Here is a 23,082-nt window from a genome sequence, read left to right on the forward strand (position 1 = left end):
TATTAAACGTTTAACAGTAATCTTGCGGGGTCTTCTAAGAAGTCTTTTATAGTGACTAAAAAGGACACTGCTTCTTTACCATCTATAATTCGATGATCATAAGATAAGGCTAGATACATCATAGGACGTATAACCATTTCACCGTTTTCTACCATCACTCGTTGGTTAATGGCATGCATACCCAAAATAGCACTTTGTGGTGGGTTCAAAATAGGAGTCGACATCATTGAGCCAAATACACCACCATTAGTGATTGTAAATGTACCGCCGGTTAGATCATCGATGCCTAATTTTCCATCACGGGCTTTGATACCAAATTCAGCAATACCGCTTTCAATGGCGGCAAAATTTTTCAGGTCTGCATCTCTCAGTACCGGCACTACTAAGCCGCGAGGTGATGAAACGGCAATGCCGATATCATAATAACCATGGTAAATAATATCTTGTTCATCAACAGAGGCGTTGACTGATGGGAAAAGCTTAAGTGACTCAACGGCTGCTTTAACAAAAAATGACATAAAGCCTAATTTTGTATCATGAACTTTCGAGAATTGATCTTTATATTTACTGCGAATGTCCATAATAGGCTGCATGTTTACTTCGTTAAACGTTGTTAACATAGCCGTGTTTTGCTGAGCTTGAATTAAGCGCTCTGCAATTTTTGCTCGAAGGCGTGTCATCGGCACGCGTTGTTCTGCACGCTCACTTGTTGGTAAGGTTGGCATTGGTGTTGCCTTAGCCGCTTTGCTCGGTGCCGAATTGCTCATGGTTGCTGAAGCTGTTGTGACGCCATTACTAGACTGTTGCTTGATATGGTTTAGCACATCGGTTTTGGTGATTCTGCCGCCTTTACCTGAGGCTGCAATTTGTTGGGGGTCTAATCCATGCTCAGCAACGAGTTTTCTAACAGCAGGACTAAGTGCTTCAGTTGAACCTGAATTTTTTTCAGCAGGTAAAGTCGTTGTTGCTGGTTCTGATTTTGCCGGTGTTGCTTTTGGGCTTGGGGTTTCTGGTTTGGCGCTACCAGCTTCTATGCGAGCCAGCAATTGGCCGCTTAATACAGTAGAACCTTCTGGCTCAATGATTTCTGCTAACACGCCATCTGACAGTGCAGGGACTTCTAAAACTACTTTATCTGTTTCGAGGTCAACTAGATTTTCATCTTTTAAAACGGTGTCACCGGCTTGTTTATGCCAAGTTACTAAAGTGGCATCGGCAACGGATTCTGGAAGGCTAGGTACTACGACTTCAATGCTCATGTTTGTTCCTTTTTTTTAAAGTCTATTTTTTAATAAAGTGCTGTATGGATTAATTTTTGTTGCTGTTCAACATGTAGGCTAAATTGACCAACGGCTGGTGATGCTGACATAGGCCGACCTGCATATTTAAGTTCTAGCTTCTCGCTGAGTAAATCAAAAAACCGATGTCTAATTTGGTACCAGGCACCTTGATTTTTGGGCTCTTCTTGACACCAAACGAGTTGTTTTAATTGAGGGTATTGCTCAAAAGACTCATGTAGCTCATCGATAGGGAATGGGTAAAGCTGTTCGGCTCTGAAAATAGCAACGTTTTCAAGGCCATCGCTTCTGCGCTGTTCGAGTAAATCATAATAGACTTTTCCAGAGCAGACGATCAGTCTTGTGACTTTATTAGGATCAATATCATCCACTTCTTGAATCAGTGGGTGAAACTTGCCTTCAGTGAGCTCTTCTAAGGTAGATGTTGCTAGTTTGTGTCGCAGTAAGCTCTTAGGGCTCATTATAATCAGTGGTTTACGGAAGTAACTCAATGTTTGGCGGCGTAATAAATGAAAGATCTGTGCTGGTGTCGATGGAACACAAACTTGCATATTATGTTCGGCGCATAATTGTAGGTAACGCTCTAAGCGGGCTGATGAATGTTCAGGGCCCTGGCCCTCGTAACCATGAGGTAATAACATAACAAGACCACAGATGCGCCCCCATTTTGTTTCACCTGAGCTTATAAATTGATCCATCAGCACTTGTGCACCATTGGCGAAATCACCAAATTGTGCTTCCCATATAACTAGATCATCGGGTTCTGTTGTGGAGTAGCCATACTCGAAACCTAGAACCGCTTCTTCAGATAGAAAAGAATCATAGAGAGAGAATCTACCTTGTTCTAGAAACATATGTCTTAGCGAGGTATAGGTCTCACCATTTTGCGTATTATGCAAAACGGCATGGCGGTGGAAAAATGTTCCGCGGCCTACGTCCTGCCCCGTCATTCTAATATTTCTACCTTTACTTAGTAATGTTCCATAGGCCATGTTTTCAGCATAACCCCAGTCGATAGGTAAGGCGCCAACAGACATTTTTTTTCTGCTTTCTAGTACTTTTTCCACTCGGTTTTGAAGTGAAAATTCCGGCGGTAAGGTAAGCATGAGGTCGGAGATCTCATGAAACTCTTTGGCAGGTACCGTGGTGTCGCACGGGTCATCCCACTTGCTTGATAAAAAGGCATTCCATTTGGCAACAAACGGGTTAACTTTATGTTCTAAAATTGGCCGTGAGACAATTTCACCTTTTTCTAGAGAAGAACGATACTCCGACTCTAAGTTTTTCGGCACGTCGGCAGATAATGAGCCTTCATTAACAACACGATCGGCGTAAATTTTACGCGTAGTCGGTAGCTCACGAATAGTTTTATACATCAATGGTTGAGTCACAGCCGGTTCATCCGCTTCATTGTGGCCACGTCGGCGATAACAAACCATGTCTAAAACAATGTCTTGTCTAAACTCATGACGGAAATCAACGGCTAGCTGAGCTGCAAACAAAACGGCTTCTGGGTCATCTGCATTAACATGCAGAATAGGAGTTTCCAGCATTTTAGCCACATCGGTAGCATACAATGTTGATCGTGTATCAGCAGGGTTACTGGTGGTAAAGCCGATTTGATTATTGATAACAATGTGAATCGTGCCGCCTGTGCCATAGGCACGGGTACGAGACATTTGCAACGTTTCCATGATCACGCCTTGACCAGAAAAAGCCGAATCACCATGTATTTGAATAGCAACAACTTCATCTTCGCCTGTTTCACCGCGTCGATCTTGTCTTGCACGTACTGAGCCTTCAATAACTGGGTTGATAATTTCTAGATGAGAAGGGTTGAAAGCCAAGGCAAGGTGCATTTCCCCTCCTGGCGTATTAATGTCCGAGGAGAAGCCCATGTGATACTTTACGTCGCCAGAGCCGTCTTTGGCTGGAGAGGCAGAACGCTTGCCTTCAAACTCTTCAAAAAGAATGGATGGCTTTTTACCGAAAATATTGACGAGAACATTCAACCGGCCACGGTGAGCCATGCCTATAACGGTTTCTTTGACGCCATGCTCACCTAGTCGTTGAAGCATTTCGTCAAGCATCGGAATTAAGCTTTCCCCACCTTCTAGTGAGAAACGTTTTTGCCCAACATAGGTTCTGTGCAGGTGGTTTTCAATGCCTTCAGCGGCGGTCAGTAGCTTTAGTAGCCATTTTTTCTGATCGGCCTCAAGGTTTAGGCGAGCGCGTGGGCCTTCCATACGGCGTCTTACCCAAGAGCGCATTTCAGTGTCGCTAATGTGCATGTATTCAACACCAATACTGTTGCAATAGGTTTCTTTGAGTATTGGCAGAATATCTTTCAGTGCTAATTGTTCAGGTGTGTTGTGTAAGGTACCTGTGTCAAACTGCGTATTAAGGTCAAGCTCACTTAACCCATGAAAAGCGATATCTAATTCAGCAATTAGTTGTGATTTTGGTGGTGTTAGTGGGTTTACATTAGCTTGTTTATGACCATTAATTCGATATGAATTCATCAGTCTTGAAACAGCAGCTTGTTTGGCTAATTGCTCTGAAGAAAGGCCGCCTTGAATGACACGAACTCCGGTGGGAGCCTTGGCGAGGTTAGAAAAGTGTTTTTTAATAGATGAATGGGGGATATCAACTGTTTCAGCATTCGATCGTATGGAATGAAACTTTTCTCGCCATTGCTCATCAACTGATTCTGGGTCATTGAGGTATTGCTCATATAGGTCTTCAACAAAGTTTGCATTAGCACCATTTAGGGCGGAAGTGCTTTTAAATAACTGCATTAAATTGTTCATTAAAATATTCCGTCTGTCTAAATTTATGTAGGGGTTTGTAAGTGTAATCGAGTTTTAAGAAAAGATAAGGGTTTAAATTACTCATTTTGTTAATGCTTAATATTTAGCACTATAGTGGTGCCCCGAGCAGGATTCGAACCTGCGACTTCACCCTTAGGAGGGGTGCGCTCTATCCAGCTGAGCTACCGAGGCCATATTAAAGAATTGTCAAATGTATTTTAAAAATGGAACCCTGATTAATTCGCGTCAAATAATATCACTATTGGGCTTTTTAGGGATAGCGCAAAACGCTTATTTTTATAGCTTTGTGAACTTGAGGGAGACTATTTTTTTGCGCGTTCGCGTTCACATGCTGTAATAAATTTATGGATCTCTCTTTTTTCTTGGCTGGCCAAGTTAAGGAATTCGCAGCCGACGCGTGTAAAGCCTTCTAACGGAGACTTTTTTACAGAGCAAACGGTTAAATCTAACTGAATAGTACTACCGTCTTTAAGGGTCATGCTGGCAGGCGTTAGAATAGAGCCTTTTTTCACATAAGAGTTTGAATAAACCGCAATGCAAATACCGCCGAAGCTAACATCGTAAACATAGCCTGAAATAAGGTTTTCAGAAAACTGAATGGCAGCGGTAAATTTATACTTTTCGATATTCTCAATGGGTACTCTGAAGAAGGATCTTTTTTGGGGGTGATATATTTTTTCGGGCATCGCCATCAGGTAGCTGCCATCGTGCAATGTGCCGGTAATAGTTGAGCTAAAATTAAAAGGAACGGCGTGATGCTTGGCGTTAACTTGTATAACCGTGCCGGGTAGCATTTTAAGATGAGCGGCTCGGTTATTTAATTGATCGAGTATTAATTCGTTTGTTGATACGTCAAGTAATCTACTGGTGCACTCTAATTGATTATCGAATACCAGCGAAACTTGTACATGCGATTCCATTAGAATTTGCAACATGTGTTTAATGCGAGAGGGCCGAACGATAAAATTTGGGTTAGGGTTGGGTGTTTGTTCCTCTTCTTCTGAGCGCAATAATGACTTTAGACTGGATATAAAGTTCACGTGTAATTAAGCAATGGAGATGTTTCTTGATACTTTACTGTTAGCGGCATGGCCGTCTGCCCCATATGTAGATGTGGTTGTGCTCGCTTGTCCACGTAAAACATCCAGTGAGCGTTGGGTGTGTCGACGATTAAGCTCAATAATGGAGCCGTTTATTTGATTCAGTTCTTTATTGTCTTCCGCTAAAGCTTGAATGTTGGACCAGGCTTTTTCTAGTAATGTCTTGATACCTCCAGGCGCTAAGCTGGAAAGGGCATCTGAAAAACCGTAAAGACCTTTGTTGATATTCATGTTTCTTAAAAAAATATGCGTGGTTTTGGTGTGGTTTTCTAGGTGGGTAACTAAGGCTTTTTTTTCGTCAGAAAGTTCCAATAATTGCTGACTGTCTTTCAGCTTCAAAACGGCTTGTTCTTTTTTTAAGGTGCTGTTTAATTGACCTGAGATGTGCTCAAGCTGTTGTATTAGTTCAATAAGTTGATCCGATGATTTTTTTGTCATGATGATTTCTTTTTAAGGTGAAGCGCTGTTTCACTTTTAATAATTCGATCAGCTATTTTTTCATTATCGATGTTGTACTGACCCTCTTCAATGGATTGGCTAATGGCCTCTACACGACCGGTATCAATAACAGGAATGTCTTGAAGAGACTGTTCAATTTGTTGGAGTTTGGATGCGTTTTCAGTTAAATCAATACTATCACTATCAGCTGTTTTAGTAGCGTTTTTGGCGCTACTTTTGGTGTTTTTCTTGGTGTTATTTGCTTTGTTAACAGGGCTCTGAGCTGATTTATGGCCGGTTTTTTTGATATTAATAGACATAATAATTCCTGTGGCTATGCATCACCTGTATCGGCGATTTGTAAGGAAACTTGATGGTTAATAGACGCTCTCATATGCTTACTCTAACAGTTTGCGAATCAGAAATAATTCCTTGGATGATTTTTTTGGTTTTAATGTTTTTCACTTTGATTTTGTCATTTTTGCCTCCGGCCATCAATGCAATGCCTTTCATGCTGATTTGGAAGCCTTTGTTTTTTGCAATGATTGTGATGTTGTCACCTTTTTTAATAAGGGTTGGGGTTGACAAAATATTGACACTGACAAGATCGCCTCGGCGAACTCGCCTTTTTAAGACATGATTTATCGCATGTTTAGACTCTGATAAGTAAGCGGATCGATGTCCTGTCAGTTCAATTTTTTTTAATGTAATGTCAGATTCTTTAAGAAGGTGCCCTTTGTTGAACGGCTGGTTAAAAACCAAAGCATGGCTGAAAAGTTGAACCTGTGCCGTCATAAATATTCGCCAAGGAGTCTGCGATATGCATTCAATTTTTAATGTATTTTTTCCTGGTTTTACAGGCGCTTGGGTGAGGCTTATGTCAATCTCTGAAGAACATTTTTTGAGTTTGAGCCGTGAGTCTATGTTTTGAACGGTAATATTGTGTTCTAAATGTTGCTTAGCCAGTCTGTCGGTTAAATAGGTATGTGCATTGTCCAGAATATTTTGATGATCTTCAAACGGTTGCTCTGTTGCAAAGAGCAGCGGAGAAAACAGCAGTAATAAAGTGATTAGTGTTAACAATGATTTCATAAACGTTATGTGCAATATCGTGACGATGTATAGGTTAGAAATATATATGCATTAAATATGCCGTAATAAAGACATTTGTAAATGGAATCGGAGATGATAATAACGAACCGTTTAGATAGTTCTATATAAGGTAATGCAGAGGAAGGGGTGCTTGGTACAAGCTTACCCCGTTATTAAAAGTATGTAATTTTGTCCCCAATGCTTTCCGCTTTGCCGCTTTTTTGCCGTTCTTGCCGCTATTTACCCACCCTTTTATTTTTATAACCTATTGATTTAATTAGATTAAAAAAATGGCATGGTTTCTGCTTTATTGTTTTCAACGAAACAGGAGTGACAGATGGCAACAACGATTGACTCATTATTTGGTGTACACGAACAAGCGCTTATTTATCGTTCTAAACGCGCTGAAGTATTAGCCTCTAATATGGCTAATGCCGATACGCCAGGCTATAAAGCAAGAGACTTTGATTTTAAGTCAGTTTTAAACAGGCTCAACACAGCGGCAGGTCATGTGACACAAACACATCATCAGCATATTGGGTTTGATAAAACACCAGCGACGGTTGCTCTTGCTTATCGTACACCGTTAAGCGCTTCGCTAGACGGTAACACGGTGGATGCACAGGTTGAGCAAGCAAAGTATGCGCAAAATGCAATGGACTATCAAACGTCTCTGCGTTTTGTGAACGGCAAAATTTCCAGTTACCTTTCAGCGCTAAGGGGTGAATAAGCATGTCTTTATATAATATTTTTGATGTGGCAGGTAGCGAAATGAGCGCACAAACAACCCGCTTAAATTTGGTGGCCAGCAATATGGCGAATGCTGAAACGGTAAGCAGCAGTACCGGTGAGACATATCGTGCGCGCCAGCCAATTTTTGCTGAAGTGCTAGACGGAGCAATGGCTAACCAACAATCGGCCGCAAAAAAAGTTCGCGTATTGGGCGTGGTCGAAAGCCAGTCGCCTCTTCGCAGCGAATATGCGCCGCAACACCCAATGGCGAATCAAGACGGATATATTTTTAAGCCAAACGTTAATGTGGTTGAAGAAATGGCCAACATGATGTCTGCAAGTCAAAGCTACAAAAATAATGTTGAAGTGCTAAATACGGCAAAGCAACTTTTACAACAAACATTAAAAATTGGTCAGTAACGGAGAATAACCATGTCAGAAGTCGATTTTAATACGCTACAAAGTTTAGGCCTTGCTCAACAAAGTACGGCGACAAATACCAGTAAATCAAACAGTGATCTAGGGCAGGGCGATTTCCTCAAACTGATGGTTACACAGCTAAATAACCAAGACCCCATGAAGCCAATGGAAAGTGGTGATTTCTTAGGTCAAATAGCACAATTTAGTACAGTCACTGGCATTGATGGATTGAATACCTCTTTCTCAGAATTTGCGTCATCTGTATCAAATGACCAAGCTCTACAGGCAGCTAATTTAGTGGGAAGAAGGGTTAATGTTCCGCTACAGGCAGGTGTCTTAACAGCGGGGGGCTCAATTGATGGAGAGCTGACGTTACCGACCAGTTCACCAGACGTTTCAATCAATATTACTGACCAAGCAGGGCAGATAGTGCAGACCATTCCACTAGGAACACAATCTGCAGGCCCTGTTGCTTTCTCATGGGATGGCAAACGTTCAGATGGAACGGTGGCGTCTCCGGGGCTTTATAACGTTGATGCTAAAGCGCGTATCGACGGTCAAAATTTTGAATTGGATACACAAATTTCGGCAGATGTTGACAGCGTTACCTTGGGCGGCCTAGGTAAACCATTGCAACTGAACCTGTCGGGTCTAGGCAGTGTGCCATTTAGCAATGTTTCAAGAATATTTTAAACACGTTTAGGAGAATACTATGTCATTTCGTACTTCATTAAGTGGGCTTGATGCCTCAGCAACTGATTTATCGGTGATTGGTAACAATATTGCCAATGCCTCTACAAATGGTTTTAAAGAGTCCCGTACAGAGTTTGCCGATGTGTTTGCTACCTCTTTTACAGGTGTGTCTGGTAATACACCGGGTAGTGGTGTTCGTGTTGCCAGTGTGTCGCAGCAGTTTGGCCAAGGTAATGTTGAATTTACCTCCAGTAGTTTAGATCTAGCGATCAACGGTGATGGGTTTTTTGTTCTAAGTGATAATGGAACTAATGTTTATACTCGGGCAGGGGCTTATTCAACCGATAAGGATGGTTTTGTTGTTGATAGTTCTGGGCGACAGTTACAAACATTCCCATCAAATGGGAATGGCACATTTAATACAGGTAACCTTGCCTCGCTGCAATTAAGTACCGGAGACTCTGCGCCGTCGGCAACAACCAGTGTTGAACCTACATTAAACCTGGATTCTCAACAAACTGTTCCATCAACGTATACGACTTTCCCGATTGATCCAACAGAATTTAGTGCAACAGATGCGGATAGTTACAACCATTCAACATCAACAACGGTTTTTGACTCATTAGGCAATGATTTTCCTGCCACGATGTATTACGTTGCAAGTGACCCCAGTAGTAATGAATGGCAAGTGCATACGTATGTAGATGGTAACCCATTAACATTAAATGCGGGAGCCGATGACTTTTTGACGATGACCTTTGATAGCCTTGGTTCATTTCAAAGTATTGCTGAGGCGGCAACGCCCAGTAGTGGCAATGTTGCCTTTGATGCATTGCCAATGAGTAATGGGGCTGCAAACTTAGCGTTAAACTTTGATTACTCGGATACTACCCAATATGGCGGCGATTTTGCTGTTAACTCACTGAGTCAAGATGGATTTGCATCTGGTCGTCTAAGCGGCATCAGTGTTGATGAGGCAGGTATTGTTTCTGCAACGTTCACCAATGGTCAATCCACAGAGTTAGGTCAGGTAGCGTTGGCAACCTTTCCCAATTCACATGGTTTGCGTCAACTAGGCGATACGTCTTGGGCCGATACATTTGCTGCTGGAGACCGAGTGATTGGTTCTGCTGGTACGGCAGGCTTTGGCTCACTTCAGTCTGGTGCGCTTGAAGCCTCTAATGTTGATATTGCAACGGAGTTGGTGAGTTTGATTACTGCTCAGCGTAACTTCCAAGCGAATGCTCAAGCGATTTCAACTGAGAATGAAATCCAAACAGCCATTATTAATATTCGATAATCACTGATTCAAGAAGAGAGAAATTAAATGGACAGTAGCCTTTATGTAGCAATGAGCGGTGCCAAGCAAGCAATGTTGGCGCAAGCGGTGAATTCACATAATTTATCGAATGCGAATACCACGGGCTTTAAAGCCGATTTGTCTCAATTTAGAAGCATGCCAGTATATGGCGCAGGGCTTCCGTCGAATGTTTATGCGATGGCTGAGCGCCCTGGAATAGACTTTGACCACGGCACCATACAGTCAACAGGCCGAGACTTAGATGTCTCTATTAATGGTGATGGCTGGTTAGCTGTTCAGGCAGAAGATGGCACCGAAGCCTATACCCGTGCGGGCGATTTGAGAATTACACCCAATGGGGTGCTAACAACCGGTACAGGCTTAGCAGTGATGGGTGGCGGTGGTCCTGTGGCGATACCAGAGGCTGACAAGGTGGAAATTGGTAGCGATGGCACGGTTAGTATTATTCCACTGGGTGATAGTGCGGCAACATTATCAACCATCGATAGAATTAAATTGGTGAACCCTGAGCTAGCAGATGTTGAAAAAGGTAAGGATGGTTTATTCCGATTAAAAAGCGGACTAGATGCTCAACCCAGTGCCGAAGTGCGTTTGGTATCAGGATCTGTAGAAGGTAGTAATGTGAGTGTTGTCAACGCGATGGTCAGCATGATTGAGCTGGCTCGAAATTTTGAGTTACAGGTCAAAATGATGAAAACAGTCAGTGAAAACGAAGCAGCAAGCGCTCAATTGATGCGCGTCAGTTAGGAGAGTTAAATGTCAACGCAAGCAATGTGGATTAGTAAAACGGGACTAGAAGCGCAACAAACGCGGATGTCGGTTATTTCAAACAACCTAGCCAACGTTAATACAACCGGTTACAAAAAGTCGAGAGCGGTGTTTGAAGACTTGTTGTATCAAAATGTACGACAAGTTGGAGCGCAATCGTCACAAGATAACATCTTGCCGACGGGGTTGCAGATTGGTACAGGGGTTCGTACGGTTGCTACTGAAAAAACGCATACCCAAGGGACTATTCAGCAAACAGGAAACTCGCTTGATATTGCGGTAAATGGCCGTGGTTTTTTCCAGATTTTAAGACCTGATGGCAGTATTACCTATACACGTGATGGCAGCTTTAAACTGGATGGCGATGGCCAAATGGTAACATCAGGCGGTTACCCATTAGAGCCCTCTATTTCCATTCCAGAAGATGCCTTAAGTGTTACTGTCGGTGTGGATGGCACGGTGTCAGTTTTACAAGCCGGTAATTCTACGCCAAGTCAGGTAGGCAATATTACACTGGCCGACTTTATTAACCCAACAGGTCTAGACCCCATTGGTGAAAATCAGTTTAGGGAGTCTTTGTCCAGTGGTAGCCCAACGGTAACGACACCGGGCGAAACAGGCGTGGGTCTGTTATCAGGTGGTTCATTAGAAACCTCTAACGTGAACGTTGTAGAAGAGTTGGTCAGCATGATCGAAACTCAACGTGCGTATGAAATGAACTCAAAGGCCATCTCAAATTCAGATCAAATGCTACAACGTTTAATGCAGGATTTATAAACAAGGAATCATGATAATGAAAACCCTTAAACTCTTTGTCTTAGTGTTCATGCTATCCGGTTGCGCGATGATGGATAATATGAGTAAACCTCGCCACGATCCGGAGTATGTGCCTGCTAAGCCGACCTCTTATCAAGTGCCACAAAGCAATAATGGTTCTATCTATCAAGCGGGTTATGAGGTGAGTTTATTTGAAGATATAAGAGCCAGAAGAATCGGTGATATTTTAACGATTAATTTGGTTGAAAAAACCAATGCAAAGAAACAAGCCGATACTGATATCAAAAAAGATAACAGTACTTCAATTTCTACGCCTACCATTTTGGGTATGAGTGACCCCTCTAAATTTGGTTTGAATCTTGATAGCAGTTTGGCTTCAGCGAGTGACTTTGCAGGTGAGACTGAAAGCACACAAAATAATAGCCTCAGCGGTAGCATTACCGTTAGCGTGATAGATGTCTTACCGAATGGCTATTTAAAAATTCGTGGTGAAAAGCGTGTTCGTTTAAATCAGGGTAATGAGTATATTCGCTTATCGGGCATTATTCGTCCAACCGATATTAACCCCGATAATAGTGTGGAATCTACAAGAATTGCCGATGCCACTATCATGTATACAGGTGAAGGTGCACTGGCAGATGCTAATAAAATTGGTTGGTTAGCACGTTTCTTTATCAGTGCGGTGTTCCCGTTTTAGGAGAAGGTGATGAGATATTTTAAAATAGTATTGGTTTTGTTAGCAATGAGCATCACAAACGCTAATGCCGAGCGAATTAAAGACCTAGCCTCTATTACAGGTGTTCGCTCAAACCAATTAGTGGGGTATGGTGTGGTGGTTGGTTTAAATGGAACCGGCGACAAGGTGAAATCGGGGGATTTTACTTCCCAGAGTTTGCGCAGTATGTTGAGTCAAATGGGCGTTAAAATCCCATCAAATGTGCAAATAAAATCTAAAAATGTTGCAGCCGTTATTATTCACGCTTCATTACCTGCTTTTGCAACACCAGGGCAAATGATTGACGTGACCGTTAATGCGATTGGCGAGGCAAAAAGTTTACGCGGCGGTAGCTTATTAATGTCTCCTTTAAAAGGTGCTGACGGCAAAGTATATGCGATAGCGCAAGGTAATCTAGTTGTGGGTGGTTTGAGTGCATCGGGTAATGATGGTTCTAAAATAAGTGTGAACATACCCACCGTAGGTAATATCCCTAATGGTGCATCAGTAGAGCGATCTGTTTATAGCCCCTTTAATGATGGTAATTCCTTAACGTTAAACCTGCATACCTTTGACTTTACAACCGCTAATCGCTTAGCAATGTCGATAAACCAAGCTATTGGTCCGCAAACATCACATTCAATAAACGGTGGCAGCGTTAAAGTGAATATGCCGCGTGACCCAGCTCAACGGGTTGCTTTTATGTCATTGCTTGAAAATTTAGAAGTGCAGCCGGCGCAATCAGCAGCGCGTATTATTATTAACTCAAGAACGGGTACGGTTGTCATAAACAATCAAGTCAAAGTACGTCCAGCGGCGGTCTCTCACGGTAATTTAACAGTGACCATTAACGAGAATTTAAATGTTAGCCAGCCAGGCGGGTTTTCGGATGGGCAAACAGTTGTCACGCCACAAACAGATATAACCGTTACCGAAGAAGATAAACGCATGTTTGTTTTTGATCCTGGTGTATCGCTAGATGAAATTGTGCGGGCTGTTAACCAAGTGGGTGCGGGTCCAAGTGACTTGGTGGCGATCTTAGAGGCGCTAAAAGGCGCAGGCGCATTAACTGCAGAGCTGATTGTTATCTAATGAATATAAGCGGCTCACAAGCAGATGTTTATGCAGACTTTAATGGCTTAGCGCAATTAAAAGCTAAGGCCACTGGCGGGCAGGGTGAAAAACAAGAAGCCCTAGAGCAAGTGGCGCGTCAATTTGAGACCGTGTTTTTAAAAATGATGCTTAAAAGCATGCGAGATACGGTGCCTGATTCCGAGTTAATTGATGGTGAAAAAACAAAGTTTTATGAATCGATGTATGACGATCAAATTTCTCTAGATTTATCCAAACGGGGGCATTTGGGGTTGGCGGAGATGATTGTTCAGCAAATGGGTGGCCAAGTAAAAAGCGAAAATACAGTGGCGGCACAGGGGTTGTCTGATTATCGAGAAGCCTCGGTACGAAGAATTCAAGGGGCCTTACAAGAAGTGAAAACGGCTGAGCCTTCAAGTAACGTAACAGCCATTAACTCACCAGAAGATTTTCTTCATAAAATGTGGCCGCAGGCACAACAAGCAGCGCAAGAGCTAGGTGTGGATGCCAAAGTATTATTAGCCCAATCTGCCCTAGAAACCGGCTGGGGTAAACACATTATGCGAAATAAAATAGGCCAAAGTAGTCATAATTTATTCGGTATAAAAGCCTCGCATGGCTGGGAAGGCAAAACTGTTTCAGTACAAACGGTTGAGTACGAAAATGGTATTGCAGAAAAACGTCAAGCAACTTTCCGAGCATACGATAGTTACCAAGAGAGCTTTAACGATTATGTGCAGTTCTTGCAACAAAACCCACGTTATCAGCAGGCATTAACTCAAGTAGATTCAAACGAAGGGTTTGTAAAAGGCCTACAAAAAGCAGGGTATGCAACCGATCCTGCGTATGCCCAAAAAATACTATCGATCCTTAATCGTGCGCAGCTTAGTGGTCTTACCGTTCCAGCTTCAGGTTTTGCCAGTTAGGCCGATACGTTAACAATGGAAGACATAATATGACATATCAACATTTAAAAAGAGCAGCCCTATGAGTGACTTATTACTCAATGGCTTGTCTGGTTTAACTGCCTTTAGAAGTGTGCTTGACACGACCAGTCATAATATTGCCAATGCTTCAACAGAAGGTTATAGTCGTCAACGGGTCGAGTTAGATGCTAATAATCCACAACTGGCTGGTGCTGGGTATATTGGTTCGGGTGTTAGTGCGACTAATGTTAGTAGGCTTTATGATGCTTTTTTAAGCACACAATATAGAAGCAGTAGTACTGCTGTGTCTGAATTAGAGACTTATTTAAACTTTGCTAACCAAATTGATGGTGTGTTGGCGGATGAAAATATTGGGTTAAGTACGGCCTTACAAGATTTTTTCAATGCGGTTCAAGCTGTTGCAGATGATCCAACATCTATTCCAGCACGCCAAGTGCTATTAACTGAAGGCGAGGTGTTGGAAAACCGTTTTGCTACATTAGACCGATTGTTTGATGGTGTTAGCACGCAAGTTAACGGTTCGTTACAGGGAAATATAGACGAGGTAAATAGCCTATCTGAAAATATTGCTCTGATTAATGACAGGATCGCCAGCGCATTAGGTGGTTCGGATGGTAACTTGCCGAATGATTTATTGGATCAACGAGATAAATTAATTGATGATTTGTCTCAGTTAGTGAATGTAAAAACCAATGAGCAAGAAAATGGTGCGGTCAATGTTTTTATTGGTAATGGGCAAACCTTAGTCTTAGGTAATACGAACAATACACTGGCTTTGCAGCCGTCTACATTAGACCCTACTAGAGTTGATGTTATTTTTCAGCAGGGCGGCGCTGATACAGCTATTACCCAGTTTATGACAGGGGGTGAAATAGGGGGAGCCTTACGTTTTAAAGATGAGGTGTTAGATGAAGCGGTTCATGCCTTAGGTGAAATAGCTATCGGTCTGTCATTCTCAGTAAATAATCAACATGCCAATGGTATCGACCTAGAGGGCGAACAGGGGCTAAACTTTTTTAGTACAGCAAATATTACCCATGTTAAGGCCGATGCCAACGCAGGCTCATTGGCTGTCAGTGTTTCCGATCCATCACAAATAATTAATAGCGATTATCGTGTTACAACGGATGGGACGGCGCTACCAAATACAGCCTATAACATTACACGGTTATCTGATAATACCTCTATCAGTGGTGTTATATCGTCTGGAGCATCGGTTGATTACGATGGGCTAACCTTCGATTTATCATCGGCAAATGTTAATAATGAGTATAGAGTGATCAGCCCAACACGTTATGCGGCTGAAAATTTCTCATTAGCGTTAACTGACCCTAAAGATATTGCTGTTGCGCTTCCGGTTGTCTCAGAGCAAACCGTCAGCAACTCTGGAACTGGCGGTTTAAGTAATGTGGCGGTGACTGGTTTATCAGCATCATCGTTACCGGCTGGTGTTGTTTTAACGTATGACAATACATTAAAACAATATACGGTTAGTAATGCTACGGGAGGGCCCTTGGCCTACGATGCAGCAACAAATAACGGCGATAGCTATACGGTTAATGTCGCTGGTTTTGGCGATATTAGCTTTACCCTAACCGGTCAGCCTGATGAGGGTGATACCTTCTCATTGGTTGATAATTCAGGTGGCACGGGTGATAACCGAAATGGGCATTTCCTTGCTGGGTTGCAAACGAATTTGAGTTTGTCCGGTGGTACCGCCTCATTTCAAGATGTTTACGGTCAAGTTATTGCCGATGTGGGTCGCCGGACACAGTCGGCTGAAGTTAATGCGGCTGCACAAAATGGTCTTTTGGCGCAAACCATCGCCTCCAAAGATGCTGTCAGTGGTGTTAATTTAGATGAGGAGGCGGCTAATTTAATTCGTTTTCAACAAGCGTATCAAGCCGCTAGTCAAGTTGTGTTAACGTCTCGTACAATTTTCGAAACGCTATTAGGAGCTTTCAGATAATGGTCGATAGAATTTCAACAAGCCTTGCTCAACAATTGGGTATTAATGCGATTATGTTTCAGCAGGCTCAAGTTAACCAAGCGCAGCAACAAATCTCATTAGGTAAACGGATACTTACACCATCTGATGACCCGTCGGGTGCAGCTCAGGTCCTCGACTTTAACCAATCCATCAGCCGAATCACGCAGTTTCAAACGAATATAAATTACGCAGAAAATCGTTTATCGTTGTCTGATACAACCTTGCAAAGTGTAACCAATAGTTTACACCGTGTCCGTGAATTAGCCGTGCAGGGGTACAACGATACAAATACGGCAGCTGACCGACAATCTATAGCAAACGAGATGTTTCAGCGTCTTGACGAAATGGTGGCGCTCGCCAATACCAAAGATGCTAATGGTGATTATCTGTATTCAGGTTTTAAAGGACAAACACAGGCGGTTACCGGTTCGGCTGCCACGGGTGTATTTAGTTTTCAAGGCGATCAAGGTCAGCGTTTGATACAGATTGGTGAAAACCGTACGGTGTCAGACAATAATTCAGGTGCAGAATTGTTTTTTAATCTGCAAGATAAAAATGGCAATGCAGAGGATGTGTTCACTACGTTATACAGTTTAGCGACGGATTTAGCGACCAATAGACCGGCGGTAGAAGAAACAGAGTTAACCTTTAATTCGGTGCCTTTAGATGCGCAGTCAATGACTATCAACGGTATTAATTATGAGTTTGATGATGGGACGGGGCCAGCGATTGCACCACCAAGCATAGCGGTGGATATTTCTGCTGCTGTAACGGGCGATGACGTAGCTGCTCTTTTAAATGCGGCAGTTGCCAGTAACGATTCAACAGTTGATCTCGATCAAACTAATAATACACTCCGTATCATTGCTAACACGCCAGGTGAAGGAGAGCTGGCAATTGATGTATCGCTTACAAGCGCTGCCAGTGCAACAAATGTTTCTATCCCTTTATATGATCACTTGGATCAGTTAGATACCGCGTTGAACCGTGTTTTAGATGTGCGTTCTCAAATTGGTGCAAGGCTAAATGCACTAGATAGCCAACAAGAAACCAATCAAGACTTCTTATTAAACCTTCAAAGCGCAAAGTCACAGGTTGAAGACCTTGATATGGCAGAAGCGATCAGTCGATTTAATCTTCAAATAGTGAGTTTGCAGGCAGCACAGCAGTCATTCGTTAAAGTGCAAAATTTATCATTATTTAATTTATTATAATTAAATAAACCCTAGGTCGACTCTATAAATGTGGTGTCAATATTTTTGACTCATAGAGTCGATGTTTGAGGCTTGGTGATGCCACTTAGTTGTAACCTACAAAAAACTTAAAATAAATCCTAAAGAATATTTTTATAGCGCCGATACCTTAAGCGGAGGCGGTGAATATCTAGTCATACTCAAAGATATATCCGTCATGTTTTAGAAAAAGTAAGCATTAGGCTTACATAGGAGCAATAAAATGCCTCAATTTATTAACAGTAATATTGCGTCTTTGACGGCGCAACGTAACTTAGATACATCACAAAGTTCGTTAAACACGTCGTTACAAAGACTTTCTTCCGGTTTACGTATTAACAGTGCTAAAGACGATGCGGCCGGCCTTGCCATTTCAGAGCGCTTTACCACACAAATTCGTGGTTTAAACCAAGCGTCTCGAAATGCAAACGATGCTATCTCTCTTTCTCAAACAGCTGAAGGCGCATTGGGTGAGATTGGTAACAACTTGCAACGTATTCGTGAGCTAGCGATTCAGTCTGCTAACTCAACAAACTCATCATCAGATAGAGCGGCGTTAAACTTAGAGGTGCAACAACGTTTAGCTGAGATTGATAGAGTCGCAGGACAAACATCATTTAACGGTCAAAAAATTCTTGATGGCACGTTTGGTAGCGCCCAGTTTCAAGTGGGTGCAAATGTAGGCGAAACGATCAGCTTAGACTTATCAACAAGTACACGTCTGGACTCTATTGGAGCGGTAGCAACAGCAACATCATCGACTAATCTAACTGATCTAATTGATGGTACTGCCGCAACCTTTACAACGGCTGCTGCTGGTCTTGTTGCCGATTACTCTACGGTACCGGCCACTGCGGGTTCAGATACAATCACATTTGCAAATGCTCCTGCGGCGGCAAATGATACGATCACTGTCGAAGGCGTAGTTTTTACATTCCAAGATGCAGGCTCTGGTAACGCTGATGTTTATACTGTTGTTGATGCTAATAATGTAACAATTGCTACTGATTTTGCAGCTGATTCGGTTGCAACAAATGCAGACTCCTTTGCCGCAGCGTTTGCTGCAGCAAAAGCAGATTCGTTAACTACATCTGCCCTATCTGGATTAACGACAGAGTCGGATAATACTGATACCGTTACATTGTCAGATGTAAATGAAGGTACAGCAGCAACAGTCGGACGTACTGTTAGCGCTTCATTTGCAACACCGGGCAACATTGCGATTGTGCAAGATGTAACTGGTTCAGATGCTGACACATCAGCAAATAGTAACTTTACTGTTACGGCACCAGGTGGAAGCTTGTTCACAGTAACACTGGATACAAACATAACGGATGCGGCTGATTTGTTGGCAGCCATAACTGGATCAACAGGTTATGCTAGCGCAGGTTTTACGGCAGAGAGTGATGGTACTAATATTACTTTTACCGATGAGGATGCTTCTACTGGTAACTTTGCATTGGCGGGTTCAGAGACGGTAACTGCAATCACAGACGGCGATGTAGCAGGGGTAGCTGGCACATCAGTGACAGTAGCAGGTGATTTTAGTATACAAATAGGTACTCAGACAGCTTTTACAGTTGCTGATAGTACATATACCACAGCACAAAGCCTAGTGGACGCTATTAATACAGCGTTAAATGGTGAGGGTTCTGCGGCGCTTAATACTGATGGTACCTTGAACGTTGTTTCTAACGAAAGCATCACCGTGACGGGAACTACTGGTCTGACAACATTGGGTCTAGCTTCATCAACAGATGTATCTGGAAGTTTATCGACAGCTGCTGTGGATACTGTGGCTAATTCAGAAACGACCATTCGTCAGGTTGATTCTGCATTAACGGCTGTGAGTTCTTTGCGTAGTACGTTTGGTGCGATTCAAAACCGTTTTGAATCTACTATTGCTAACCTAGCAACTACCTCAGAAAACTTAAGTGCAGCGCGCTCACGTATTCAAGATGCTGATTTTGCAGCAGAGACAGCAGCGTTGACTAGAGCGCAAATTCTGCAGCAAGCAGGTGTGTCAATTTTGTCTCAAGCTAACTCGTTACCACAAAACGTATTAGCCTTGTTGCAATAGGGCGTTAAGGGTAAATACTGGCTTTATGAAAATAGAGCCAGTATTAATCTAAACAGGAGGTAGTTATGGAAACATTAAATTTAGTTAGTTCGGCACCAAAGGCGGTAACGTCTAAGGCGTCTAATGTTACCGTATCAACTGATAGTGTTATTGCACAGAAGGTAAGTAATCAGTCAATGGGTGGTCAAGCTTTGCCGGAAGAGGTAAGCGGTAGCCAGTCATCAGCTGCACAAAAAATTGAAGAAACGGTGAGTGATTTGAATAGCTTTGTTCAAAACGTTCAACGATCTATACAATTTAGTGTGCATGATGATACTGGTCGTTCCGTTATAACGGTAACAGATAAGGAGTCGGGTGATGTTATCCGGACTTTTCCGTCTGAAGATGTGTTAGCAATGGCAGCGTATTTGGCTGAAAACAAGGCGCAATCAGAAGATGCGGCTCGTGGTTTGTTGGTAAACGAAAGTGCGTAGGAGGCAAGCTTTTTGCATAGTTATTTCAGTATTATGTAAATAAGGAAACCATTATGTCAATTTCATCAGCAGGTATCGGGTCTGGAATAGATGTTAATACATTGATCACTCAGTTGGTTGAAGCAGAGGGTGTCGATAAATCAAACAGGCTTGACTTTAATGAAGCTGAATATTTAGGTGATATTTCAGCGTTTGGTTCTTTGAAAAGTGCTTTATCTATTTTTCAAGGGGCTGTTCGAGACTTGCAAGATACAGCGGATTTTCAACTCAGGTCTGCTTTATCCAGTAATGATGAGGTTTTTACTGCGACGGCTGATGAAACAGCGGATGTCTCGCAATATGGCATTGAAGTTGTTCAGTTAGCACAAGCGCACAAGTTGATAACAACCAGTGGTTTTGCTGATACGGATACAATAGGAGACGGCACCCTAACATTTACCCAGGGTGCTGATTCTTTTTCTTTAACGATTGATGCAACAGATACCCTAACGGATATTAGAGATGCGATTAATGCTGCCAATGATAATACAGGTGTTTCAGCTTCTATTATTAATGTCGATTCGGGGCAACAATTAGTTTTTACAGCAACATCTAGTGGTTTAGATAATGCAATAACAATAACAGCAGTCGATAGTGATGGCGAAAATTCAGATGAATTTGGTTTGTCACGTTTAGTCAATACACAATTAAATACACCAAGCGCAGCTCAAGATGGCCAAATAAAAGTGGATGGTCAATTAATCAGCAGTAATAACAATACATTTTCGGATGTGCTGGATGGTATTACGATTAATGCTGTTTCAGTTGGTGCAGGTGAGCAGTTAACGGTTGCGCAAGACCGTGAGGCGATTACGTTTAAGATTGATACCTTTATTGCCAACTATAACGGCTTAGTTGATACCTTTAATACACTGGGTTCATACGATGCGGCGACAGAATCAGCAGGATTGCTATTGGGCGACTCTACTTTGCGCGGTATTAGCACATTAATAAGACAAGAAATTTCCTCTTCTGTGACTGGGCTTACAGGTCCTTTTAGCACGTTAGCAGAGCTAGGTATTACAACAGATGAAGAGGGTAAGCTATCCTTAAATAGCGAGACGTTAAACGCTGCTTTGGACAGTAATTTTGATCAAGTTGGACAATTATTTGCTGCGAGTAATGGCATCGCCAATACGTTAGATATGGCTATTGAGGGTTATATTGGCTCAAATGGAATCATTGATTCTAGAACAGCCGGTATACAAGTCAGCGTGGATGATATTGCCGATCAGCGAGAAGCACTAGATAGACGGTTAGTGTCCTTAGAAAGTAGGCTATTAAGTCAATTTACCGCCATGGATATACTGGTAAGTTCTTTACAAAATCAGAGTAATTTTTTAACACAGCAGCTGGCTAATTTACCAGGTGCTTATAATTCAAATAGTAATAATTAAAGTACATTTATAATTGGAGAATCCTATGAATGGCGCAACTGCATTAAAACAGTATCAACAAACATCCGTACATGGTGGTGTAATGGACGCATCACCACATAAGTTAATCCAAATGCTATTGGATGGGGCCTTATCGCGAATATTGTCTGCAAAAAGCGCTTTAAAGCAACAGAACGTTGCTAAGAAAGGTGAGCAAATTGGAAGTGCTATTTCAATTATTGAAGGACTTAGAGCGAGTTTAGATTTCAAACAAGGTGGTGAAATATCAAAGAATTTAGATGCACTTTATGAATATATTAATCACGTTTTATTACAGGCGAATATTAAGAATGATGCTGCCTTGCTTGATGAAGCGGGTAAGCTTTTGAGTCAGATCAAAATGGGGTGGGATGCAATAAGCCCTGATGCCGCGCAACGTTAATTTTTATGCCAAGTGATTTACAACGCCTTGACTCTATTCTTGCGGATACTGAAAAACTAATTCAGCTAGCTCAAGAGGGTGAATGGGATACAGTGGTAAAGCTTGAAAAAGCACGTGATACAGACATACAGCATCTGTTTGAAACACCGCCAGATATCGAAGCTGTAGTATTGGCGGAAGCTATTCAATTGGTGCTAGATAAAAATAAAATCCTAACTCAATTTTTATTGAGTCAGCGTGATAGTCTTCGTATGGAAATGTCGCAAGCAGGGCATGCACATAAAGCTATTAATGCCTATTTAACAACAGGTTAATAGTTAGAAATAAGCTATTTAATGGTTGTGTCAGTCTTTTTTACATCGCCGGTATTATCATTCCACCGTAACGATAAAATATCGCCTTTTTTACCCTCTTTAAATGAGAAAGCCAGATAAGGGTTTTGAGATATTGATGTGCCAAATTGTGCTAGAAAAACTTCTTTACCGTTGTGTTCGCAGCTAAGTTTTTGAATATATTTCGCAGAGATCCTTTCGCCTGAGTCTTTATCAATACGTTCACCTGTTTCCATGGGGTGTATAGCTAATACCCTAACATGAGTGATGTTATTTATTATTTTTGCTCTCACTTTCATTTATATCTCCAAATAAGATGAGATTAATAACGAATTATTAAGTTGCTAACGAGTACACCCACTTGATGAGACTTTTACTTCTTGGCTTCTACTATATAGCTTGTCTCCTGCTTTGATAACAGCGATGACGGTGCTAGTTTTAACTAAACGAATTCGGGTCGACACAGATGCTAATGTATCTGGTGGGATTTGAAAGGTCGCCGTTAAAGGTTGAGGGTTGTCTTGTACAAAAATACTAATTGAGTCGACACCTTTTAGCTTGGTTTTGATCGAAATAGGAACAGCATCGCTATTTTCTGCTGTTTTAGGCGCCTTTAGCTTTACCTCGTTACTGTTAATGAGGGTCGATGAGCCAAATAAATGTTGGTATGCCTTATTAAGAGTGTCGGCATTAAAGGCATTGTTAGCCCATGCCGCCCAACTAGTGAGGGGAGATATCAAGGTTAAACAAGTGCTGGTACCCACAGCTAATAATTTTAGAAATTCTCTACGTGAAATAATCATCTCTTTTATAGTTTCTTTATGATTAAAACCTATAAAGGAAAACCGTCTGTAATGGAGCCTTCGTTTGTGCAGTCGCTAGTCTTAGTCATTA

At 42.1% G+C, this 23,082-nt stretch carries 24 protein-coding genes and 1 tRNA gene; 16 read left to right on the forward strand and 9 right to left on the reverse strand.

Annotated features, from left to right (window positions below; genetic code table 11):
- Positions 1 to 2: 2 nt before the first annotated feature.
- From odhB to flgA, 7 genes are all read right to left on the reverse strand, one after another.
- Positions 3 to 1,259, reverse strand: coding sequence for a 2-oxoglutarate dehydrogenase complex dihydrolipoyllysine-residue succinyltransferase (gene odhB, locus CPC19_RS05705; protein ID WP_015006227.1), 1,257 nt, complete (start codon positions 1,257 to 1,259; stop codon positions 3 to 5).
- 29 nt (positions 1,260 to 1,288) lie between these two features.
- Complete coding sequence (locus tag CPC19_RS05710) at positions 1,289 to 4,108, reverse strand: 2-oxoglutarate dehydrogenase E1 component (protein WP_016390080.1); 2,820 nt, start codon at positions 4,106 to 4,108, stop codon at positions 1,289 to 1,291.
- A gap of 115 nt (positions 4,109 to 4,223) precedes the next feature.
- A tRNA-Arg gene (locus tag CPC19_RS05715) sits at positions 4,224 to 4,300 on the reverse strand.
- A 131-nt stretch (positions 4,301 to 4,431) separates the two neighbouring features.
- On the reverse strand, positions 4,432 to 5,169 hold the full coding sequence (locus CPC19_RS05720) for a flagellar brake protein (protein WP_015006225.1): 738 nt from the start codon (positions 5,167 to 5,169) through the stop codon (positions 4,432 to 4,434).
- Positions 5,170 to 5,175: 6 nt separating this feature from the next.
- Positions 5,176 to 5,667: a flagella synthesis protein FlgN gene (locus CPC19_RS05725; RefSeq protein ID WP_015006224.1), complete on the reverse strand. Its 492-nt coding sequence runs from the start codon at positions 5,665 to 5,667 to the stop codon at positions 5,176 to 5,178.
- A complete protein-coding gene (gene flgM / locus CPC19_RS05730) occupies positions 5,664 to 5,987 on the reverse strand; it encodes a flagellar biosynthesis anti-sigma factor FlgM (RefSeq protein ID WP_016390082.1) in 324 nt (107 codons plus the stop codon). The genes CPC19_RS05725 and flgM overlap by 4 nt, the downstream gene beginning before the upstream one ends.
- Positions 5,988 to 6,057: 70 nt before the next feature.
- Positions 6,058 to 6,759, reverse strand: a complete 702-nt coding sequence (gene flgA / locus CPC19_RS05735) for a flagellar basal body P-ring formation chaperone FlgA (RefSeq protein WP_015006222.1) — start codon at positions 6,757 to 6,759, stop codon at positions 6,058 to 6,060.
- 337 nt (positions 6,760 to 7,096) lie between these two features.
- Between flgA and flgB the strand changes: the two genes are divergently transcribed.
- The 16 genes from flgB (at position 7,097) to CPC19_RS05815 (ending at position 22,170) form a co-directional block, all read left to right on the forward strand.
- Positions 7,097 to 7,489 (forward strand): flagellar basal body rod protein FlgB, encoded by a 393-nt coding sequence (gene flgB, locus CPC19_RS05740; protein WP_016390083.1) that lies wholly within the window; start codon positions 7,097 to 7,099, stop codon positions 7,487 to 7,489.
- 2 nt (positions 7,490 to 7,491) lie between these two features.
- Complete coding sequence (gene flgC / locus CPC19_RS05745; protein ID WP_016390084.1) at positions 7,492 to 7,911, forward strand: flagellar basal body rod protein FlgC; 420 nt, start codon at positions 7,492 to 7,494, stop codon at positions 7,909 to 7,911.
- Positions 7,912 to 7,923: 12 nt separating this feature from the next.
- Positions 7,924 to 8,604 carry a flagellar hook assembly protein FlgD gene (locus CPC19_RS05750; RefSeq protein WP_015006219.1) on the forward strand — a complete coding sequence of 227 codons (681 nt, stop codon included), beginning with the start codon at positions 7,924 to 7,926 and terminating at the stop codon, positions 8,602 to 8,604.
- Positions 8,605 to 8,623: 19 nt separating this feature from the next.
- Positions 8,624 to 9,904, forward strand: a complete 1,281-nt coding sequence (flgE, locus tag CPC19_RS05755; RefSeq protein WP_015006218.1) for a flagellar hook protein FlgE — start codon at positions 8,624 to 8,626, stop codon at positions 9,902 to 9,904.
- 27 nt (positions 9,905 to 9,931) lie between these two features.
- Positions 9,932 to 10,672 (forward strand): flagellar basal-body rod protein FlgF, encoded by a 741-nt coding sequence (flgF, locus tag CPC19_RS05760; protein ID WP_015006217.1) that lies wholly within the window; start codon positions 9,932 to 9,934, stop codon positions 10,670 to 10,672.
- Positions 10,673 to 10,681: 9 nt separating this feature from the next.
- Positions 10,682 to 11,470, forward strand: a complete 789-nt coding sequence (flgG, locus tag CPC19_RS05765; protein WP_015006216.1) for a flagellar basal-body rod protein FlgG — start codon at positions 10,682 to 10,684, stop codon at positions 11,468 to 11,470.
- Between the two features lie 16 nt (positions 11,471 to 11,486).
- Positions 11,487 to 12,167, forward strand: coding sequence for a flagellar basal body L-ring protein FlgH (gene flgH, locus CPC19_RS05770; RefSeq protein WP_015006215.1), 681 nt, complete (start codon positions 11,487 to 11,489; stop codon positions 12,165 to 12,167).
- Between the two features lie 9 nt (positions 12,168 to 12,176).
- Positions 12,177 to 13,277, forward strand: coding sequence for a flagellar basal body P-ring protein FlgI (locus tag CPC19_RS05775; protein ID WP_015006214.1), 1,101 nt, complete (start codon positions 12,177 to 12,179; stop codon positions 13,275 to 13,277).
- Positions 13,277 to 14,203: a flagellar assembly peptidoglycan hydrolase FlgJ gene (flgJ, locus tag CPC19_RS05780; protein WP_015006213.1), complete on the forward strand. Its 927-nt coding sequence runs from the start codon at positions 13,277 to 13,279 to the stop codon at positions 14,201 to 14,203. The genes CPC19_RS05775 and flgJ overlap by 1 nt, the downstream gene beginning before the upstream one ends.
- Positions 14,204 to 14,264: 61 nt before the next feature.
- Entirely contained in the window at positions 14,265 to 16,193 is a 1,929-nt protein-coding gene (gene flgK, locus CPC19_RS05785; RefSeq protein ID WP_015006212.1) for a flagellar hook-associated protein FlgK, read from the forward strand.
- On the forward strand, positions 16,193 to 17,428 hold the full coding sequence (gene flgL / locus CPC19_RS05790) for a flagellar hook-associated protein FlgL (RefSeq protein WP_015006211.1): 1,236 nt from the start codon (positions 16,193 to 16,195) through the stop codon (positions 17,426 to 17,428). The genes flgK and flgL overlap by 1 nt, the downstream gene beginning before the upstream one ends.
- Positions 17,429 to 17,669: 241 nt before the next feature.
- The gene (locus CPC19_RS05795; RefSeq protein ID WP_015006210.1) at positions 17,670 to 19,526 is read left to right on the forward strand and encodes a flagellin; all 1,857 of its coding nucleotides are present in this window, start codon (positions 17,670 to 17,672) and stop codon (positions 19,524 to 19,526) included.
- 65 nt (positions 19,527 to 19,591) lie between these two features.
- On the forward strand, positions 19,592 to 19,999 hold the full coding sequence (locus tag CPC19_RS05800) for a flagellar protein FlaG (protein ID WP_015006209.1): 408 nt from the start codon (positions 19,592 to 19,594) through the stop codon (positions 19,997 to 19,999).
- Positions 20,000 to 20,052: 53 nt separating this feature from the next.
- Positions 20,053 to 21,435: a flagellar filament capping protein FliD gene (gene fliD, locus CPC19_RS05805; protein ID WP_015006208.1), complete on the forward strand. Its 1,383-nt coding sequence runs from the start codon at positions 20,053 to 20,055 to the stop codon at positions 21,433 to 21,435.
- A gap of 25 nt (positions 21,436 to 21,460) precedes the next feature.
- Entirely contained in the window at positions 21,461 to 21,856 is a 396-nt protein-coding gene (gene fliS / locus CPC19_RS05810; protein ID WP_015006207.1) for a flagellar export chaperone FliS, read from the forward strand.
- Positions 21,857 to 21,861: 5 nt separating this feature from the next.
- Entirely contained in the window at positions 21,862 to 22,170 is a 309-nt protein-coding gene (locus tag CPC19_RS05815; protein ID WP_016390085.1) for a flagellar protein FliT, read from the forward strand.
- Positions 22,171 to 22,184: 14 nt separating this feature from the next.
- Here the strand turns inward: CPC19_RS05815 and soxZ are convergent, their stop codons facing one another.
- Both soxZ and soxY read right to left on the reverse strand, forming a co-directional pair.
- Positions 22,185 to 22,487 carry a thiosulfate oxidation carrier complex protein SoxZ gene (gene soxZ / locus CPC19_RS05820; protein ID WP_016390086.1) on the reverse strand — a complete coding sequence of 101 codons (303 nt, stop codon included), beginning with the start codon at positions 22,485 to 22,487 and terminating at the stop codon, positions 22,185 to 22,187.
- A 45-nt stretch (positions 22,488 to 22,532) separates the two neighbouring features.
- Entirely contained in the window at positions 22,533 to 22,991 is a 459-nt protein-coding gene (gene soxY / locus CPC19_RS05825; protein ID WP_015006204.1) for a thiosulfate oxidation carrier protein SoxY, read from the reverse strand.
- Between the last annotated feature and the right edge of the window lie 91 nt (positions 22,992 to 23,082).

Source organism: Cycloclasticus sp. PY97N (assembly GCF_002443175.1).
Taxonomy (GTDB): domain Bacteria; phylum Pseudomonadota; class Gammaproteobacteria; order Methylococcales; family Cycloclasticaceae; genus Cycloclasticus; species Cycloclasticus pugetii.

What these genes read in the sequence shown, in the direction of transcription:
- CPC19_RS05725 (WP_015006224.1), bottom strand. Translation starts at nt 5,667, where the DNA reads ATGACAAAAAAATCATCGGATCAACTTATTGAACTAATACAACAGCTT.
- fliS (WP_015006207.1), top strand. Translation starts at nt 21,461, where the DNA reads ATGAATGGCGCAACTGCATTAAAACAGTATCAACAAACATCCGTACAT.
- CPC19_RS05710 (WP_016390080.1), bottom strand. Translation starts at nt 4,108, where the DNA reads ATGAACAATTTAATGCAGTTATTTAAAAGCACTTCCGCCCTAAATGGT.
- soxZ (WP_016390086.1), bottom strand. Translation starts at nt 22,487, where the DNA reads ATGAAAGTGAGAGCAAAAATAATAAATAACATCACTCATGTTAGGGTA.
- CPC19_RS05750 (WP_015006219.1), top strand. Translation starts at nt 7,924, where the DNA reads ATGTCAGAAGTCGATTTTAATACGCTACAAAGTTTAGGCCTTGCTCAA.
- flgM (WP_016390082.1), bottom strand. Translation starts at nt 5,987, where the DNA reads ATGTCTATTAATATCAAAAAAACCGGCCATAAATCAGCTCAGAGCCCT.
- flgG (WP_015006216.1), top strand. Translation starts at nt 10,682, where the DNA reads ATGTCAACGCAAGCAATGTGGATTAGTAAAACGGGACTAGAAGCGCAA.
- flgH (WP_015006215.1), top strand. Translation starts at nt 11,487, where the DNA reads ATGAAAACCCTTAAACTCTTTGTCTTAGTGTTCATGCTATCCGGTTGC.
- flgF (WP_015006217.1), top strand. Translation starts at nt 9,932, where the DNA reads ATGGACAGTAGCCTTTATGTAGCAATGAGCGGTGCCAAGCAAGCAATG.
- flgE (WP_015006218.1), top strand. Translation starts at nt 8,624, where the DNA reads ATGTCATTTCGTACTTCATTAAGTGGGCTTGATGCCTCAGCAACTGAT.
- soxY (WP_015006204.1), bottom strand. Translation starts at nt 22,991, where the DNA reads ATGATTATTTCACGTAGAGAATTTCTAAAATTATTAGCTGTGGGTACC.
- fliD (WP_015006208.1), top strand. Translation starts at nt 20,053, where the DNA reads ATGTCAATTTCATCAGCAGGTATCGGGTCTGGAATAGATGTTAATACA.
- flgA (WP_015006222.1), bottom strand. Translation starts at nt 6,759, where the DNA reads ATGAAATCATTGTTAACACTAATCACTTTATTACTGCTGTTTTCTCCG.
- flgK (WP_015006212.1), top strand. Translation starts at nt 14,265, where the DNA reads ATGAGTGACTTATTACTCAATGGCTTGTCTGGTTTAACTGCCTTTAGA.
- flgJ (WP_015006213.1), top strand. Translation starts at nt 13,277, where the DNA reads ATGAATATAAGCGGCTCACAAGCAGATGTTTATGCAGACTTTAATGGC.
- CPC19_RS05795 (WP_015006210.1), top strand. Translation starts at nt 17,670, where the DNA reads ATGCCTCAATTTATTAACAGTAATATTGCGTCTTTGACGGCGCAACGT.
- CPC19_RS05800 (WP_015006209.1), top strand. Translation starts at nt 19,592, where the DNA reads ATGGAAACATTAAATTTAGTTAGTTCGGCACCAAAGGCGGTAACGTCT.
- odhB (WP_015006227.1), bottom strand. Translation starts at nt 1,259, where the DNA reads ATGAGCATTGAAGTCGTAGTACCTAGCCTTCCAGAATCCGTTGCCGAT.
- flgL (WP_015006211.1), top strand. Translation starts at nt 16,193, where the DNA reads ATGGTCGATAGAATTTCAACAAGCCTTGCTCAACAATTGGGTATTAAT.
- flgB (WP_016390083.1), top strand. Translation starts at nt 7,097, where the DNA reads ATGGCAACAACGATTGACTCATTATTTGGTGTACACGAACAAGCGCTT.
- CPC19_RS05815 (WP_016390085.1), top strand. Translation starts at nt 21,862, where the DNA reads ATGCCAAGTGATTTACAACGCCTTGACTCTATTCTTGCGGATACTGAA.
- flgC (WP_016390084.1), top strand. Translation starts at nt 7,492, where the DNA reads ATGTCTTTATATAATATTTTTGATGTGGCAGGTAGCGAAATGAGCGCA.
- CPC19_RS05775 (WP_015006214.1), top strand. Translation starts at nt 12,177, where the DNA reads ATGAGATATTTTAAAATAGTATTGGTTTTGTTAGCAATGAGCATCACA.